This window comes from Paracoccus sp. KR1-242, assembly GCF_049446195.1.
Lineage (GTDB): Bacteria > Pseudomonadota > Alphaproteobacteria > Rhodobacterales > Rhodobacteraceae > Paracoccus > Paracoccus broussonetiae.
This window is the reverse complement of record NZ_JBMSED010000003.1, coordinates 20,621-34,104: the sequence shown is the minus strand read 5'-3', so window position 1 is coordinate 34,104 and position 13,484 is coordinate 20,621. Positions and strand designations below refer to the sequence as shown.

The window sequence follows — 13,484 nt, the reverse complement described above, 5'->3', positions numbered from 1 at the left end:
AAACAATTCGGTCGCCACCAGAGATGTTTCGTCACGCGCGGGACCTATTCCCGACAACGCAAGCCCCTAGCGTCAAGCGGAACCGGGGGCATTCTGCCCCGGTGACGAACGAGCAGAAAAGCAAGGAACATATGATGCGTCGCTTTCTGATGATGACTGCCATTGCGGCCACCACGCTGGGGGGAACCCAGTTCGCGCAGGCCGACCAACGCCCCGGCGCCCCGACCCCGGTCTGCCACCAAGACAAGAAGAAATGCCCCGAAGCTCCGCACCGCGAGCCCGGTCGCAACGACCAGAAGAAACACAAGGACCAGAAGCCCGCTCCGCAGGGCGACCGCCGGGACGACCAAGCCCGGCCCGGTGACGACCGCCGTCTGCCGCCCGCCGGTGTCCGCGAAGGCCGCGATGACGGTCGGCACCACCAACGGCCGGGCGAGCCCGAGCGCCGGGCCGATCGTGGCCCGGATCGCCGGATCTTCGAACCCGGTCGCGACCAGCATCATCTGCGCGTCGGCGACAGCGGTCGCGGTGGCGAGATCTACAAGCCCGGCCGTCACAGCGCGCTGCGCAAGGCCCCGCATGGCACCGAGTATCGCGTGATCCGTGATCAGTTGGTTCTGGTCGACAAGAAGGACAAGCGAATTGTCGATGTGATCGGCCCGACCTCTCGCCTGCGCTGAACGCGGTACCCTTGGACGAATTGCGGCGGCCGGTCATCCCGGCCGCCGTTTTCGTTCAGCCCACGGAAAGAGCCGCGACCGGATCAAGGCGCGAGGCGTTCACCGCCGGAAGATAGCCGAAGACCAGCCCGATGCCGCAGGAACTGGCCATGGCCGCGATGATCGAGGCAGCGGAATAGACCGGCTGGAAACTGCTTCCGACCTGTTCGAAGATCAGACCGAAGCCAAGCGCGGCCATGACGCCCGCAACCCCGCCGATCAGGCAGACCAGCACCGCCTCGATCAGGAATTGCGCACGGATATCCGACCGTCTGGCACCCACCGCCATGCGCAGGCCGATTTCGGAAATCCGCTCGGTGACCGAGACCAGCATGATGTTCATGACCCCGATCCCCCCGACCAGAAGAGAGATCACGGCGATTGCCGCGATCAGGATGGTCATGGTCTCGGTCGTGCTGGTGATGGTGGCGCGGATCTGGTCGTTGTTGATGATGAAGAAGTCCTTGCTGCCGTGGCGAAGCGTCAGGAATTCGGTGACGGATTGCTGGGCAAGGGCCATATCCACGTCATCAGCGATCCGCAGTGTCAACCCGCTGACACTGGTCGAACCAAGATAGCGGGCCTGAACGGTACTGTAGGGGGCATAGATCGTCAGGCTGGTGCTTCCGCCCGGACCGCGCTGGCTGGCCTTGGCGACGCCGACTACCCGCAGCGGCACTTTGCCCGCCATCACCACCTTGCCCATCGGGTCTTCTTCGGAAAACAGGCTCTGGCGGGTGTTTTGATCGATGACGACGTCCTGGCTCATGCGGGCGACATCCGCCGCGTCGAAACTGCGTCCCTGCGTCAGGGTAATACCCGCGACGTCGAAATACTGCTCGCCCACGCCGCTGATCTGGGCGGTCGCTTCGGTCGCCCCGTAACGCAGGGTCTGCGAACTGCTGACGGTCGGGCTGACGGAGGCGACATAGGATTGCCGGGCAAGCTGTGTTCCGTCCTCAAGCACCAGCGTCGTGACCCGGCCCGAGCGCGTGTCCCCGAAGCTTTCGCCGGGAAAGACCTGCAGCGTGTTCGTGCCCAGGTCCGAGATATTGCGCAGCACCTGCTGACGCGAACCTTCGCCCAGTGCCACCACCGATACGACCGAGGCGATGCCGATGATGATGCCCAGCATGGTCAGGAAGCTGCGCAGCTTGTGCGCACGCATCGCCAGCAGGGCCATGCGCAGCGCCTCGGCCAATTGCCCCAGCACGGGCACCGTGCCTTTTCCGGCATCCGGCGTCATCTTGGCCGCCGGAGTATGGCCGGGGGTCGACCGGTCCGACAGGATGCGTCCGTCGGCGATCTCGATCACTCGCCTTGCGCGCGCCGCGACCTTGGGATCGTGCGTGACGATGATGACGGTGCGTCCCTCGGCGTTCAGTTCTTCAAGGATCGAGAGCACTTCCTCGCCGCTGTGGCTGTCCAACGCGCCGGTCGGTTCATCGGCCAGGATCACGCGTGCATCGTTGACCAGCGCCCGCGCGATGGATACCCGCTGCTGCTGCCCGCCCGAAAGCTGTCCGGGGCGATGATCCAAGCGGCTGCCCATGCCGAGCCGCCCCAGAAGGGCCGCCGCCCGGCCGCGCCGGGTCGCGGCGGGTGTGCCGCGATAGATGGCCGGCACCTCGACATTCCCCAGGGCCGTCATTTCGGACAGCAGATGGTATCGCTGGAACACGAAGCCGAAGAATTCGCGCCGAAGGGCGGCCAGGTCGCCGCTGCCCAGTTCGGCGATCTCGCGCCCGTCCAGCAGGTAGCTGCCGGCGCTGGGTCGGTCCAGACAACCCAGGACGTTCATCAGCGTCGATTTGCCGGACCCGGAAGCGCCGATGATGGCGACGAATTCGCCCTGCGCGATGTCCAGATCGATGCCATGCAGCACCTGCAATTCACCTTCGCCGGACGGATAGCTGCGGGTGATGCCCTGAAGGCGGATCAAGGGGGTCATGTTCTAGCCTCCCATCGGGGGCGGGCCCATCATGCCGCCCGTGTTCCCGGTCGTGGCCGAGGCCTGCATGGCTTCTCCGGTCACGACCTGCTCGCCCTCGTCCAACCCCGCCACCACCTGTGCCACGACTTTGTCGTTCAGCCCGATCCCGATCTCGCGAGTCTCGACCTTGCCGTCCGAGGCCAGGACGCGGACCGGATAGCGTCCGTCCTGGGAGGGCGTTCCCAGCGCGGCGGACGGGATGGTCAGCGTGTCCCTGGCCTCGCCCAGAATGATGCTGACCTGCGCCGTCATATAGGTGCGCAGCGCACCGTCCGGGTTCTCGACCGGAATGATGCCGGTGTAATAGACCGCCTCGCTGCTGGAGGACGAGGCGCTGTCAGGGTCGATGGCGCTGTCGTTCACGATGCTTTCGGGTGCGGGCGCGATCTCTTGCAGAACGGAATCATAGCTGCGCCCGGTATCTCCAAGCAGATGAAAGCGCACCTTCTGCCCGACGGCGACGCGGCTGATATCGGCTTCCGAGATTTCGGCGTGGACATTCATCCGGTCCAGCTGCCCCAGCACGACGATCGTGGGCGAGGACTGGACTGCGTTCACCGTCTGGCCCGCCTGGTTCACGACCGCCAGCACCGTGCCATCGCTGGGGGCGGTGATGCGGGTATATCCCAGGTTCGCCTGCGCGGTCTCGATCGCGACCTGCGCCCCCGCGATCTGTGCGTCAAGACCGGCGATCTGGGCTGTCGCGACGCTGACGGCCTCTTCGGCGCTGTCGTAGTCGCTGTGGGCGGTCGTGTTGCTTTTCAAAAGCTTGTCCTGCCGCGCCAAAGTCTTTTCGGCCAGCGCCAGAACCGCCTGCTGCTGGTCCTTTTGCGCCTGATAATTCGCCAACGTCGCCTGGGCGGTGCGCAGGGCATTTTCCTGCGTGACCGAGTCGATCTCGGCAATCAGGTCGCCCGCCTTCACCTGCTGACCCAGCGTGACCGCAAGCGAGGTGATCCGCCCCGAGACCTGCGCCCCGACCGCGACAAGTTTCTCCGGCTTCAATTGGCCTTCGGCCATGACCGTGACCTCGACATCTCCGCGCAAGACGGGGGCCGTCAGATAGGTCGCTGTCGCGGCGTTGCCGGGGGTCAGGCCCGCCGACCGCAGTGCGATGCCCCCGACCAGCAGGACGGCGACGACCAGCACAAGGGTCGCGTATCTGCGCATCATTCCTTCCTTCCAGACTTCCGTTCGAGAGGCGTCCGCTTGGCGGCGCCACTGAAGCCCAGATAGGGTCCGCGCGTTTCAGGGGGCGGTCCGCAGGGTAAGGAAGTGTTTCCCCGCAGGCCGATTTGTAAGCAAGTGTTTCCGGCGGGGGGCGGGAAACAATTCCTTACAAATTTTCGGATGCGGAAACGCGTGATGCGGGCAAGATGCGGCTCAGGACGATGGCATCGGATGCGATATGACCGACAGCGAACTGGCCCTGGCCAAGCGGCGGATGCTGCTTGGCGTTCCACGCGACGAAGGCGCGTCCGTTGCGGTCCGCGAACTGTCTCCGGTGTCGTTCAGCGTGACCGAGATCGGGCCGGATCACGTCCGGTTTCGCCTTGTCGATGACCGGGGTTTATCCCTCGATCTTGTCCTGAACCCCGTGGTCGCCGCGGCGCTGCGCGACTGCATCAAGGCGTCCCTTTCAGTCTGAAGTTGATGGCTGTTTTCCCTTTTGGGCGGGAATCCGTCCCGGCGGGTGGACACCAGATCTTGAGGCTATATACTTGAACACACACATCATTGATCGCCGGAATGATCCGGTTCGCGTTTGAGGGCTCTGCCTTCGCGCTTTGATCGCACTGGAGAGCACGCAAGGTAGCCCCGTGTCGCACACGCGGGCCCATCATTATTTGGAGTCAGCTTTTGACAGATTTGCAGACTGGTCACGTTGGTTCGCCCAGCGTGAAAGTTCGGGCAAGAAACGTCTACAAGGTCTTTGGCGACGAGCCGGACCATGCGTTGAAAATGGCCAGGGCCGGAAAGGCCAAGACCGACATTCTCGCCACCACGGGATGCTCGATCGGCGTCGATGACGCCAGTTTCGAAATCCACTCGGGCGAGATTTTCGTCATCATGGGTTTGTCGGGTTCGGGCAAGTCCACGTTGCTGCGGTTGCTGAACCGCCTGATCGAACCGACCTCCGGCAGCATCGAGATCGAAGGGCAGGACATCACGCGCATGTCCCGGCGCGACCTGATCGAGGTGCGCCGCCGGGAGATGAGCATGGTGTTCCAGTCCTTCGCCCTGCTGCCCAACCGCAATGTGCTGGACAACGTGGCCTTCGGGCTTGAGGTCTCGGGCATGCCCGAGGCGCAGCGCAAGGACAAGGCGATGGCCGCGCTTGAGGCGGTAGGCCTGAAACCCTATGCCCAAAGCCGTCCCGACGAGCTTTCGGGCGGCATGAAGCAGCGCGTCGGTCTGGCCCGCGCGCTTGCCGGCGAACCGGGTGTCCTGCTGATGGACGAGGCGTTTTCCGCGCTCGACCCGCTAATCCGCACCGAGATGCAGGATGAGCTGATGCGCCTGCAGGCCGAAAGCAGTCGCACTGTCGTCTTTGTCAGCCATGACCTCGACGAGGCGATGCGCATCGGTGATCGCATCTGCATCATGCAGCATGGCCGGATCGTGCAGATCGGCACCCCGGACGAGATCGTCTCGAAACCGGCGAATGATTATGTTCGGTCGTTCTTCCGCAATGTCGATGTCAGCCAGGTCTTCAAGGCCCGCGACATCGCCCGCAAGGGTCGCCTGACGATTATCGAGCGGCAGGGCGTTTCGGCAGCTTCGGCGCTGCGGCAGATGGAACGGTCCAGCCTGGACTTCGCCGTGCTGGTCGGGCGCGACGGCCGTTATCACGGCATGATCGGTCAGGACTTGCTGGTCGAGAAGCTGCGCGCGAATGCGCCGGATCCCTATCGCGAAGCCTTCCTGCGGGAAAGTGAGCCGATCCCGGCGTCCGAGCCGCTGTCCAATATCCTGGGCCGCGTCGCCGAAAGCCGCTGGCCCCTGCCGGTCGTTGAAGAGGATGGGCGCTACATCGGCTCGATCAGCAAATCCTCGCTTCTTGAAACCCTTGACCGCGCCGGTTGAGCCGAACGGAACGGATAAATCATGAAGCTGGATTTCAGTGTCGGCCAGGGCGCCGACATGGTCGTCAATTACATTCTGGACAATTTCACCCCTGCGCTGGACGCGATCGCCGCGGCGATCGGCTTTGTCGCGAACGGGGTCGAAAACCTGCTGGTTGCGGTCCCGCCGCTTGCGGGCATCGCTATCCTTGCGCTGCTGTCGCTATGGCGCGTCGGGTGGAAATTCGCGGTCTTTGCGCTGCTTGCGCTGTCGCTGGTCCATCACATGGGTCTGTGGCAGGGCATGATGCAGACTCTCGCGCTGGTCCTGTCGGCCACGCTGATCGCGGTGGTGCTGGGCATTCCGCTGGGCATCGGCATGGCCCGCTCTGAACGCGCGGCGTCGCTGGTCAGGCCGATCCTTGACCTGATGCAGACGATGCCCGCCTTTGTCTACCTGATCCCGGCGGCCATGTTCTTTGGACTTGGCGTGGTGCCGGGAACCATTGCGACGGTGATCTTCGCGATGCCTCCGGTCGTACGCCTGACCAACCTGGGCATCCGTCAGGTCGATTCCGAATATGTCGAGGCGGGTCTGGCCTTCGGCTGCACCCCCTCGCAATTGCTGTTCAAGGTGCAGTTGCCGAACGCGATGGCCTCGATCATGGCGGGGGTGAACCAGACCATCATGCTGTCGCTGTCGATGGTCGTCATCGCCTCGATGATCGGAGCGGGCGGGCTTGGCAATCACGTCCTGACCGGCATCCAGCGGCTGGATGTCGGCGCAGGGTTCGAGGGCGGCCTTGCCGTCGTCATCCTTGCCGTGATCCTGGACCGTATCACGCAAAGCTTTGGCAAGGGCGGGTCGGGTTTCTTCCGTCGCCTTTCCCTTCGCTCGGCCGATGTGCCGCTGGTGGGTGAACCCGCCCGCAAGTGACCCTGCCGAACCCAGTGGTGGCGCCTGGTCCGCGTCGCCCGAACTCCTGAACCAAACAAGGAGAACACATGTTCAAGACTTTCAGAACCCTTGCGCTGGCCGCCGTGACGGCAGGCGCCTCTGCCACCGGCGCGTTTGCCCAAGGCGGCGAGCCGGTCAAGATCGGCTGGTCCGCCTGGTCCGACGCGGAATTCGTCACCAAACTGGCCCAGAAGGTCATCCAGGACAACCTGGACACCAAGGTCGAGCTGGTCCAGACCGACATCGCGCCGCTGTATCAGGGCCTGACGCGCGGCGATATCGACCTGATGATGATGGCCTGGCTACCCGAAACCCATGCCGACTATTACGCGCGGGTCAAGGATGACGTCGAAAATCTTGGCGTCATCTATGACGGCGCGAAGCTGGGCTGGGTCGTTCCCGCCTATGTCCCCGAAAGCGAGATTTCGTCGATCGAGGATCTGAAGAAGGACGAGGTCAAGGAAAAGCTGGGCGGCGTGGTTCAGGGCATCGATCCCGGCGCCGGCCTGACGCGGCTTTCGCAGCAGGCGGTCAGCGATTACGGGCTGGACTATCAGCTGCAGATCTCCAGCGAGGCCGGGATGCTGACCACGGTGGATCGGGCCATGCGCTCCAAGAAATGGTTCGTCGCGACCGCCTGGAGCCCGCATTGGATGTTCGGCAAGTATGACCTGCGCTATATCGACGATCCCAAGGGCTCGCTGGGCGAGGCCGAGACCGTCAACATCCTTGCCGCGAAGGATTTCAAGGCGGACCACCCCGAAGTTGCGGCCTTCCTGTCGCGGATGAAACTGCCCATCGATGAACTGGAGGCAGGCATGTTCGAGGCTCAGGAAACCTCGTATGAGGCCGCGGTCGAGAAATTTGTCACCGACCATCCCGACCGGATCAAGGAATGGCTTGGCGAAAGCTGATCCGTTTCGCGGCGCGGCGGATCCCGTCGCGTCGCCCAAGCCATCGGCCGCGGCGCGGATCTTGCCGCGGCAGTCATGACATACTAGTGTCCCAAGGGTAACATCCGCCATCAACGAGAGATCCGATGGTCGAACCCCGTATTCGCGGCTTCCTGACTGAGCGGATCACTGAGCGCCTGCGCCGGGCCATCATGGACGGAGAGCTGCAGCTGGGCCAGCTTTTGTCCGAGGACAAGCTGGCGCTTAGCCTGGGGGTCAGCCGCAGTCCGGTTCGCAAGGCCTTCGCCGCCCTTGAACAGCAAGGTCTGATCGTGGTCCGGCCGCAGCGCGGCAGCTTTGTCTTCTGGCCGACCGCACGCGACATTGAAGATCTGGCCCAGTTTCGGCGCCTGATCGAAGTCGAGATGTTGCATCTGGCGTTCCGGGAAAAGCGCCGCGTGACCCTCGCTGCGATGGGGGATGCGGCCGACGCGATGCGCAAGGCGCTGGATGTGGGCGATACGCTGGCGGCGGCGCGCGCCGACATGGCCTATCACGACGCGATGATCGAGAATTGCGAGAATTCCTATTTGCTGGATGCCTATCGCATGGTGGCCGGCAAGGTCGCCGCACTGCGTTCGCATCGCGCCGTCTCGCCCACGCAGGAACGCGCCAGCGCCGAGCATTTCCAGATCATCGCGTTGCTAGAACAGGGCGACCTTGCCGGGGCAAGCGATCTGCTGGGCGAGCACATTCTGAAGATGGCCGACCGGTTCAAGGAAGAATGGCCAGTGGGGCCACGGCCAGGGCGCGGCCCGGTGCTGGAGGGCATCGGACCGCTGGAGGACTGACTATCGCCCAAGCGAAGCAAGGAAGCGGCGGCTGAAATCCATCCCTTTTTGTGCCTTCTGGATGAAGTCCAGCGCATGATCGGCGCTGTTCGGGGTCTCGACGCTGATCGCAATATCCGCAGGCAGAACGTCCATCAATTCGCGCAACCACAGCGCGCCGGTGCCCGGTTGCAGGCGCCCGCCGCGTGCCTCGGCGATGCATGACGGATCGTCGGCTGGCATCTCCGCCCCGGCATCGCACAGTTGCAGATACAGGATCAGGTCGGAGGGAAGGGCGGCGACGGCCGCAGGCGAGCCGCCCGACCGCGACAGATGCAGCGCGTCAAGCAGGATGCCGACATTCCGTGCCCCTGAAAGCCCGGCCAGTTCCGCCGCATCCTCGATCGTCGCGGCGGTGCGCCAGCGCATGAACTCGATCGCCATGGCGATGCCGTGATCCGCGCCCATGCCGGCGATACGGGCCAGGTTGTCCGCAGCGCGGTTGCGGTCGGGATCCTCTGACGTGATCTGCATGAGCGGCATGGACAACTCTGCGGCAGTTTCCAGCACTGCCTGCCATTCACGGACATCTGTAGCCGGGGTCAGGGTAAAGACTTCTCCGTCAAGGAAGTCGACACCCAGCTCCGCGGAAAGGCTTTTCAACCGTCCGATCAGTGCCTTGTCGCCCACGATCGGATGGGCGAGGTCCAGACCAAGGGGTGCGATCAGCCGCAACCCGGCCGAGTCGTAACCCGCGGCCGCTGCGGCGCGAACGTGATCCAAAGGCGGGCAACCCTGGACCGTGAGATAGGCGAGCGAAAGCCGGTGATCTGCATACATCCCCTGTCTCCTCAATACGTCGCGCGGCCGCCAGAGACGTCAAAGACGGCCCCGGTCGAGAACGAGCATTCCTCGGATGCCAGCCAGGCGACCAGCGCTGCAACCTCATCCGCGCGGCCCAGACGGCCCACGGGGATTTTCGAGGTGACATAGGCCCGGAACTCCGGCGTCAGCTGCTGCATCATCTCGGTCTCGATTGCGGCGGGGGCGACGCAGTTCACCCGGATCCCGGTCGTCGCAAGCTCTCGTCCGACCGATTTCGTCAGCCCGATCACGCCAGCCTTGGAGGCGGAGTAGGCGACGGCATTCGGGTTGCCCTCTTTCCCCGCAATCGAGGAGATGTTGACGATGCGTCCATAACCGGTCTTCAGCATCTCGCGAACGCCGGCCTGACAGCAGTGGAACACCGCGTTCAGGTTCAGCGACATGACGAAATCCCACCCCTCTTGCGGATAGTCGGCAAAGGGGGCCAGCGGTCCGTTATGGCCCGCGCTGGTCACAAGAATCCCAAGCGGGCCCATATCCGCGACCACGCGGGTGGTCGCCGCATTCACGGCGTCCCGGTCGGTGACGTCGACGGCATACCCGCGCGCGCCCGGAAGTCCCGCCGCGGCGGTTTCGGCGCGTTCGGCGTCAAGGTCCCAGATCGCGACCTTATGGCCCTTTTCCGCCAACCTTTGGGCAATGGGCAGGCCCAGTCCCCCGGCCCCCCCGGTCACGATCGCCACGCGCGGCGTTTCCTGCGTCTGCATGATTTCCCTCCCTCCGGTCGTTCCGACTCATCGTTCTTGACAAGACGGCCAACTAACATCCTAGTAGCCTAACTGGCGCGCGGGGAGGCGGCCTGTCAAGCGCGACATCAAGGGACGGAGGATACCGAATGGGACTGAAGGGCGGCGCATTCCTGGCGATCTGGCATGACATTGCCGAGGGCGCGCATGAAAACTACATCGAGTGGCACACGCGTGAGCACATGCCCGAACGACTGTCGATCCCCGGCTTTCGCACCGGAAAGCGCCTGCATGATCGCGATGCCGCGCGCTATGTCTTCGGCACCATCTATGCGGGAGAAGATGTCGAGGTCTTCCGTTCGCCCGCCTATCTGGAGCGTCTGAACAATCCGACCCCCTGGACCTCGGACGTGGCGCCGAGTTTCCAGAATTTCCTGCGCATCGCCTGCCGCCGCATCGCTCATGCCGGGCTTGGCGATGGTGGGGCCATGGCCACCATACGCTTCGCCTTTTCCGGTGAACGGGGCGAAAGCGGGCTTGAACAGGGGGCACAGCCGCTGGTCGATGCGATCCTGTCACTGCCCGGCGTTGCGGCCGTCCATCTGGGTGTGGCACGGGCCGAAGTCTCCTCCGTCCGCACGCGCGAAACGGAAATCCGCTCGGAAATGGCCGAGAAGGGTTTCGACGCGGTGCTGCTGGTCGAAGGATCGTCCCGGCCCGGATTGGTCGCCTCAGTTGGCCGCGCGCGCGACCTTGCACTTCAGACGGGCCTGCTGACCGGGGCTGAGATCAACCTGTATGATGTGGCTTTTACCCTGACCTCGGAAGACATGGAGGGTGCGGCATGAGCCGTTTCCTGATCACCGGCGGTGCCGGCTTTCTTGGGGCATGGATCCTGCGCGAACTGGCGGGGCAGGGGCATGCGATCCGCATCTTCGACCGCTCGACCGACCGCCGTGTGCTGCATGAGATTGCGGGTGCCGAAGCCGGACGGGTGGAATGGGTGCAGGGTGACATCACCGATGCCAACGCCCTGCTGGACGCGGCGCGCGATTGCACGGCGATCATTCATCTGGCTGCGCTGTTGACCCCGGCGTGTCGGCAAGACCCGGTGCTTGGCGCGCAGGTGAACGTGATCGGCACGCTGAACGTGTTTCAGGCGGCCCGCGCACAGGGCATCCGCCGCGTGGTCTATGCCAGCAGCGCGGCGGTCTTTGGTCCCGACGATGGCGCCGTTCCCCATCCCGTCACGCAGTACGGGGCGTTCAAGCTGGCCTGTGAAGCATCGGCCCGCGCCTATTGGCTGGACGAAGGGATCGCCAGCATCGGGTTCCGTCCCACCATTGTCTATGGTCCGGGCCGCGAGGTCGGGCTGACCGCCGGTCCCACCCTTGCCTGCCGCGAAGCGGTCGCGGGTCGTTCCTATACCATCGGCTACTCCGGTCCCCAGGATCTGGTCTTCGTCGGCGACGTCGCTGCGGCCTTTGCCGCCGCGGCCACATCGAGCGCCGATGGGGCACATGTCTTTCCCCTGACCGGTGGCACTGCCGACCTGCCCGAAATTGTCGCCGCGATCCTAACGGAAGTGCCGGGGGCCAGGATCGATTTTGCGGGCCCCGAAGTGCCGATGGCGCCCGAAATTCGCGACGTGTCCTTTGCACATCTGCTGGGGCCCGCGCGTCGTACGTCGCTTTCCGAAGGCATCGCCCAGACCGTCGCGCATTATCGCGAACTTCAATCCGTGGCGGTCAATCCGCCCGCAGATAGCGAAGGATCATCTCGGTGATGGTGCGCAACCGCTCCTCGGCGCGCTCGGCTGCCAGCAATTCGCGGCCGAACAGGACTTCAAGCGTATGGCGGTTCGAAACATAGGTGAAACCAAGGGCAGAGATCGAGATGTACAGATCCAGCACATCGATTCCGGGTCGAAAGACGCCCAGTTCGACCCCGCGGTCGAGTATGGCACCCAATTGATCCAGTATCGTCCGGTTCAACTCGGTCATGTCCCGCGTCGCCTTGAGATGGGCCGCGCCGTGCAGGTTCTCGGTATTGATGATGCGAACGAAGGCCGGATGTTCGATGTAATAGCGGAAGGTGAACTCGATCAGCCGCGTCACGGCTTCTTCGGGACGCTCCGGGTTGAGGTCCAGCGCCATCTCTGCCTTGCGGATACCGGCGTAGATGTCACGAAGCGCAGCAAGGTAAAGGTCCTCCTTGCTGCCGAAGTAATGATAGACCATCGCCTTGTTCGTCCGGGCGCGATTCGCGATCCGATCGACCCTGGCCCCACCAAGGCCGAAGGTCGAAAACTCCTCGATCGCCGAATCAAGCAGGGCGCGACGGCGCCGTTCAGGGGCGCGTTCCCCCGGAACAACCTTGGTTTCTTCATTCAGATCAATGCTGTTGGTCATGTCATCCGCCTCGCGTCCTTGCTTTGGAAGCAGGATCATCCTAGCGCGGTCGTTGACATTAACCAACTAGTTGATTAACACAGAGGAGCGAATGGAGGATTCGCCCGATAAGCAACTGCGCGGGCCATCGTTGACCGCGCGGGTTCCCAACACAGGTCGTCTCAATTTCTGGGGAGGAAGAATGACGTTGAAATTCTCGTTCCGCGCAGCCGCGCTTGGACTGGTTGCCGCGATGGGGTTGGCGGGCTTCGGCTCGCACGCAGAAGCCCAGACACTGGAAAAGATCAAGGAAGCCGGCGTCGTCCGCATCGGCGTCATGGGCGAACAGGCGCCCTGGGGTTCGATCGATGCCAGCGGTCAGAATATCGGCTATGACGTCGACGTGGCCCGCCTGATTGCCGAGGAGCTTGGCGTCAAGGTCGAGTTTGTTCCGGGAGCGGTCGCCGCGCGCATTCCCAACCTGCTGACCGGCAAGGTCGACCTTCAGATGGCCGTGATGGGCATGTATCCCGAACGCGCCAAGGTCGTGCAGTTCACCGAACCCTATGCCGGGCTGAAGATCATCCTGCTGTCCAGCGCCAAGAACAAGATCGAGACGATCGAGGATGCGCGCAGCATGAACATCGGCGTTCCGCGCGGCGCGGCGCAGGACACGGCCATCACCAAGCTTCTGGGCGACGTGCCGAACATCCGCCGCTTTGACGATGACAGCTCGACCATGCAGGCGCTCGTCTCGGGTCAGGTCGATGCGATCGGGGGCAACACCACCTACAAGATCAACCTCGACAAGGCTGCGCCGGGCAACGACTTCGAACAGAAGGTCGTCTTCCAGGAGCAGTGGATGGGCGTTGCCACCAAGCCCGGCGACAAGGAAGCGAACGACTGGCTGAACGCTTTCATCCAGAAGATCAAGGCCGACGGCCGGCTTGAGGCGATCAGCCAGAAATGGCTGGGGGCCGGGTTGCCGCAATTCCCCGCCTCGCTCGAAGGCGTCCCCTATACCGTCCAATAATCGACCGGCCCCGTGCTGGTGACAAGAACGAT

The 13,484-nt window shown here is 63.8% G+C and carries 14 protein-coding genes; 9 read left to right on the top strand and 5 right to left on the bottom strand.

Annotated features, from left to right (window positions below):
- Window positions 1-134: 134 nt before the first annotated feature.
- The gene (locus ACO2Q4_RS05685) at window positions 135-680 is read left to right on the top strand and encodes a hypothetical protein (RefSeq protein WP_423317941.1); all 546 of its coding nucleotides are present in this window, start codon (window positions 135-137) and stop codon (window positions 678-680) included.
- Between the two features lie 55 nt (window positions 681-735).
- On the opposite strand, the gene ACO2Q4_RS05680 is transcribed toward ACO2Q4_RS05685, so the two are convergent.
- Together ACO2Q4_RS05680 and ACO2Q4_RS05675 are read right to left on the bottom strand one after the other, a co-directional pair.
- Window positions 736-2,670 (bottom strand): MacB family efflux pump subunit, encoded by a 1,935-nt coding sequence (locus ACO2Q4_RS05680; RefSeq protein ID WP_423317939.1) that lies wholly within the window; start codon window positions 2,668-2,670, stop codon window positions 736-738.
- A gap of 3 nt (window positions 2,671-2,673) precedes the next feature.
- On the bottom strand, window positions 2,674-3,885 hold the full coding sequence (locus ACO2Q4_RS05675; protein WP_423317937.1) for an efflux RND transporter periplasmic adaptor subunit: 1,212 nt from the start codon (window positions 3,883-3,885) through the stop codon (window positions 2,674-2,676).
- A gap of 235 nt (window positions 3,886-4,120) precedes the next feature.
- Between ACO2Q4_RS05675 and ACO2Q4_RS05670 the strand changes: the two genes are divergently transcribed.
- From ACO2Q4_RS05670 to ACO2Q4_RS05650, 5 genes are all read left to right on the top strand, one after another.
- Window positions 4,121-4,360 carry a hypothetical protein gene (locus tag ACO2Q4_RS05670; RefSeq protein WP_311758030.1) on the top strand — a complete coding sequence of 80 codons (240 nt, stop codon included), beginning with the start codon at window positions 4,121-4,123 and terminating at the stop codon, window positions 4,358-4,360.
- A 251-nt stretch (window positions 4,361-4,611) separates the two neighbouring features.
- On the top strand, window positions 4,612-5,799 hold the full coding sequence (gene proV, locus ACO2Q4_RS05665) for a glycine betaine/L-proline ABC transporter ATP-binding protein ProV (RefSeq protein ID WP_423317935.1): 1,188 nt from the start codon (window positions 4,612-4,614) through the stop codon (window positions 5,797-5,799).
- Between the two features lie 21 nt (window positions 5,800-5,820).
- Window positions 5,821-6,714: an ABC transporter permease gene (locus ACO2Q4_RS05660; protein ID WP_423317933.1), complete on the top strand. Its 894-nt coding sequence runs from the start codon at window positions 5,821-5,823 to the stop codon at window positions 6,712-6,714.
- A 68-nt stretch (window positions 6,715-6,782) separates the two neighbouring features.
- The gene (locus ACO2Q4_RS05655; protein ID WP_311758027.1) at window positions 6,783-7,649 is read left to right on the top strand and encodes a glycine betaine ABC transporter substrate-binding protein; all 867 of its coding nucleotides are present in this window, start codon (window positions 6,783-6,785) and stop codon (window positions 7,647-7,649) included.
- Between the two features lie 125 nt (window positions 7,650-7,774).
- Window positions 7,775-8,479: a GntR family transcriptional regulator gene (locus ACO2Q4_RS05650; RefSeq protein WP_311758026.1), complete on the top strand. Its 705-nt coding sequence runs from the start codon at window positions 7,775-7,777 to the stop codon at window positions 8,477-8,479.
- Here the strand turns inward: ACO2Q4_RS05650 and ACO2Q4_RS05645 are convergent, their stop codons facing one another.
- Window positions 8,480-9,298 (bottom strand): sugar phosphate isomerase/epimerase family protein, encoded by an 819-nt coding sequence (locus ACO2Q4_RS05645; RefSeq protein WP_423317930.1) that lies wholly within the window; start codon window positions 9,296-9,298, stop codon window positions 8,480-8,482.
- A gap of 11 nt (window positions 9,299-9,309) precedes the next feature.
- On the bottom strand, window positions 9,310-10,050 hold the full coding sequence (locus ACO2Q4_RS05640; RefSeq protein ID WP_311758024.1) for an SDR family NAD(P)-dependent oxidoreductase: 741 nt from the start codon (window positions 10,048-10,050) through the stop codon (window positions 9,310-9,312).
- Between the two features lie 128 nt (window positions 10,051-10,178).
- Between ACO2Q4_RS05640 and ACO2Q4_RS05635 the strand changes: the two genes are divergently transcribed.
- Window positions 10,179-10,877 (top strand): hypothetical protein, encoded by a 699-nt coding sequence (locus tag ACO2Q4_RS05635; protein ID WP_423317928.1) that lies wholly within the window; start codon window positions 10,179-10,181, stop codon window positions 10,875-10,877.
- Window positions 10,874-11,815 (top strand): NAD-dependent epimerase/dehydratase family protein, encoded by a 942-nt coding sequence (locus tag ACO2Q4_RS05630; RefSeq protein ID WP_423317926.1) that lies wholly within the window; start codon window positions 10,874-10,876, stop codon window positions 11,813-11,815. The genes ACO2Q4_RS05635 and ACO2Q4_RS05630 overlap by 4 nt, the downstream gene beginning before the upstream one ends.
- On the opposite strand, the gene ACO2Q4_RS05625 is transcribed toward ACO2Q4_RS05630, so the two are convergent.
- On the bottom strand, window positions 11,778-12,440 hold the full coding sequence (locus tag ACO2Q4_RS05625) for a TetR/AcrR family transcriptional regulator (RefSeq protein ID WP_423317924.1): 663 nt from the start codon (window positions 12,438-12,440) through the stop codon (window positions 11,778-11,780). The genes ACO2Q4_RS05630 and ACO2Q4_RS05625 overlap by 38 nt on opposite strands.
- A 181-nt stretch (window positions 12,441-12,621) precedes the next feature.
- Here ACO2Q4_RS05625 and ACO2Q4_RS05620 point away from each other — a divergent pair, with 181 nt between their 5' ends.
- Window positions 12,622-13,452, top strand: a complete 831-nt coding sequence (locus ACO2Q4_RS05620) for a transporter substrate-binding domain-containing protein (protein WP_423317922.1) — start codon at window positions 12,622-12,624, stop codon at window positions 13,450-13,452.
- Window positions 13,453-13,484: the final 32 nt, after the last annotated feature.

Bases quoted from the DNA above. Each gene is read 5' to 3' on its own strand.
- ACO2Q4_RS05685 (WP_423317941.1), top strand. From the start codon at position 135: ATGCGTCGCTTTCTGATGATGACTGCCATTGCGGCCACCACGCTGGGG.
- ACO2Q4_RS05680 (WP_423317939.1), bottom strand. From the start codon at position 2,670: ATGACCCCCTTGATCCGCCTTCAGGGCATCACCCGCAGCTATCCGTCC.
- ACO2Q4_RS05675 (WP_423317937.1), bottom strand. From the start codon at position 3,885: ATGATGCGCAGATACGCGACCCTTGTGCTGGTCGTCGCCGTCCTGCTG.
- ACO2Q4_RS05670 (WP_311758030.1), top strand. From the start codon at position 4,121: ATGACCGACAGCGAACTGGCCCTGGCCAAGCGGCGGATGCTGCTTGGC.
- ACO2Q4_RS05660 (WP_423317933.1), top strand. From the start codon at position 5,821: ATGAAGCTGGATTTCAGTGTCGGCCAGGGCGCCGACATGGTCGTCAAT.
- ACO2Q4_RS05655 (WP_311758027.1), top strand. From the start codon at position 6,783: ATGTTCAAGACTTTCAGAACCCTTGCGCTGGCCGCCGTGACGGCAGGC.
- ACO2Q4_RS05650 (WP_311758026.1), top strand. From the start codon at position 7,775: ATGGTCGAACCCCGTATTCGCGGCTTCCTGACTGAGCGGATCACTGAG.
- ACO2Q4_RS05645 (WP_423317930.1), bottom strand. From the start codon at position 9,298: ATGTATGCAGATCACCGGCTTTCGCTCGCCTATCTCACGGTCCAGGGT.
- ACO2Q4_RS05640 (WP_311758024.1), bottom strand. From the start codon at position 10,050: ATGCAGACGCAGGAAACGCCGCGCGTGGCGATCGTGACCGGGGGGGCC.
- ACO2Q4_RS05635 (WP_423317928.1), top strand. From the start codon at position 10,179: ATGGGACTGAAGGGCGGCGCATTCCTGGCGATCTGGCATGACATTGCC.
- ACO2Q4_RS05630 (WP_423317926.1), top strand. From the start codon at position 10,874: ATGAGCCGTTTCCTGATCACCGGCGGTGCCGGCTTTCTTGGGGCATGG.
- ACO2Q4_RS05625 (WP_423317924.1), bottom strand. From the start codon at position 12,440: ATGACCAACAGCATTGATCTGAATGAAGAAACCAAGGTTGTTCCGGGG.
- ACO2Q4_RS05620 (WP_423317922.1), top strand. From the start codon at position 12,622: ATGACGTTGAAATTCTCGTTCCGCGCAGCCGCGCTTGGACTGGTTGCC.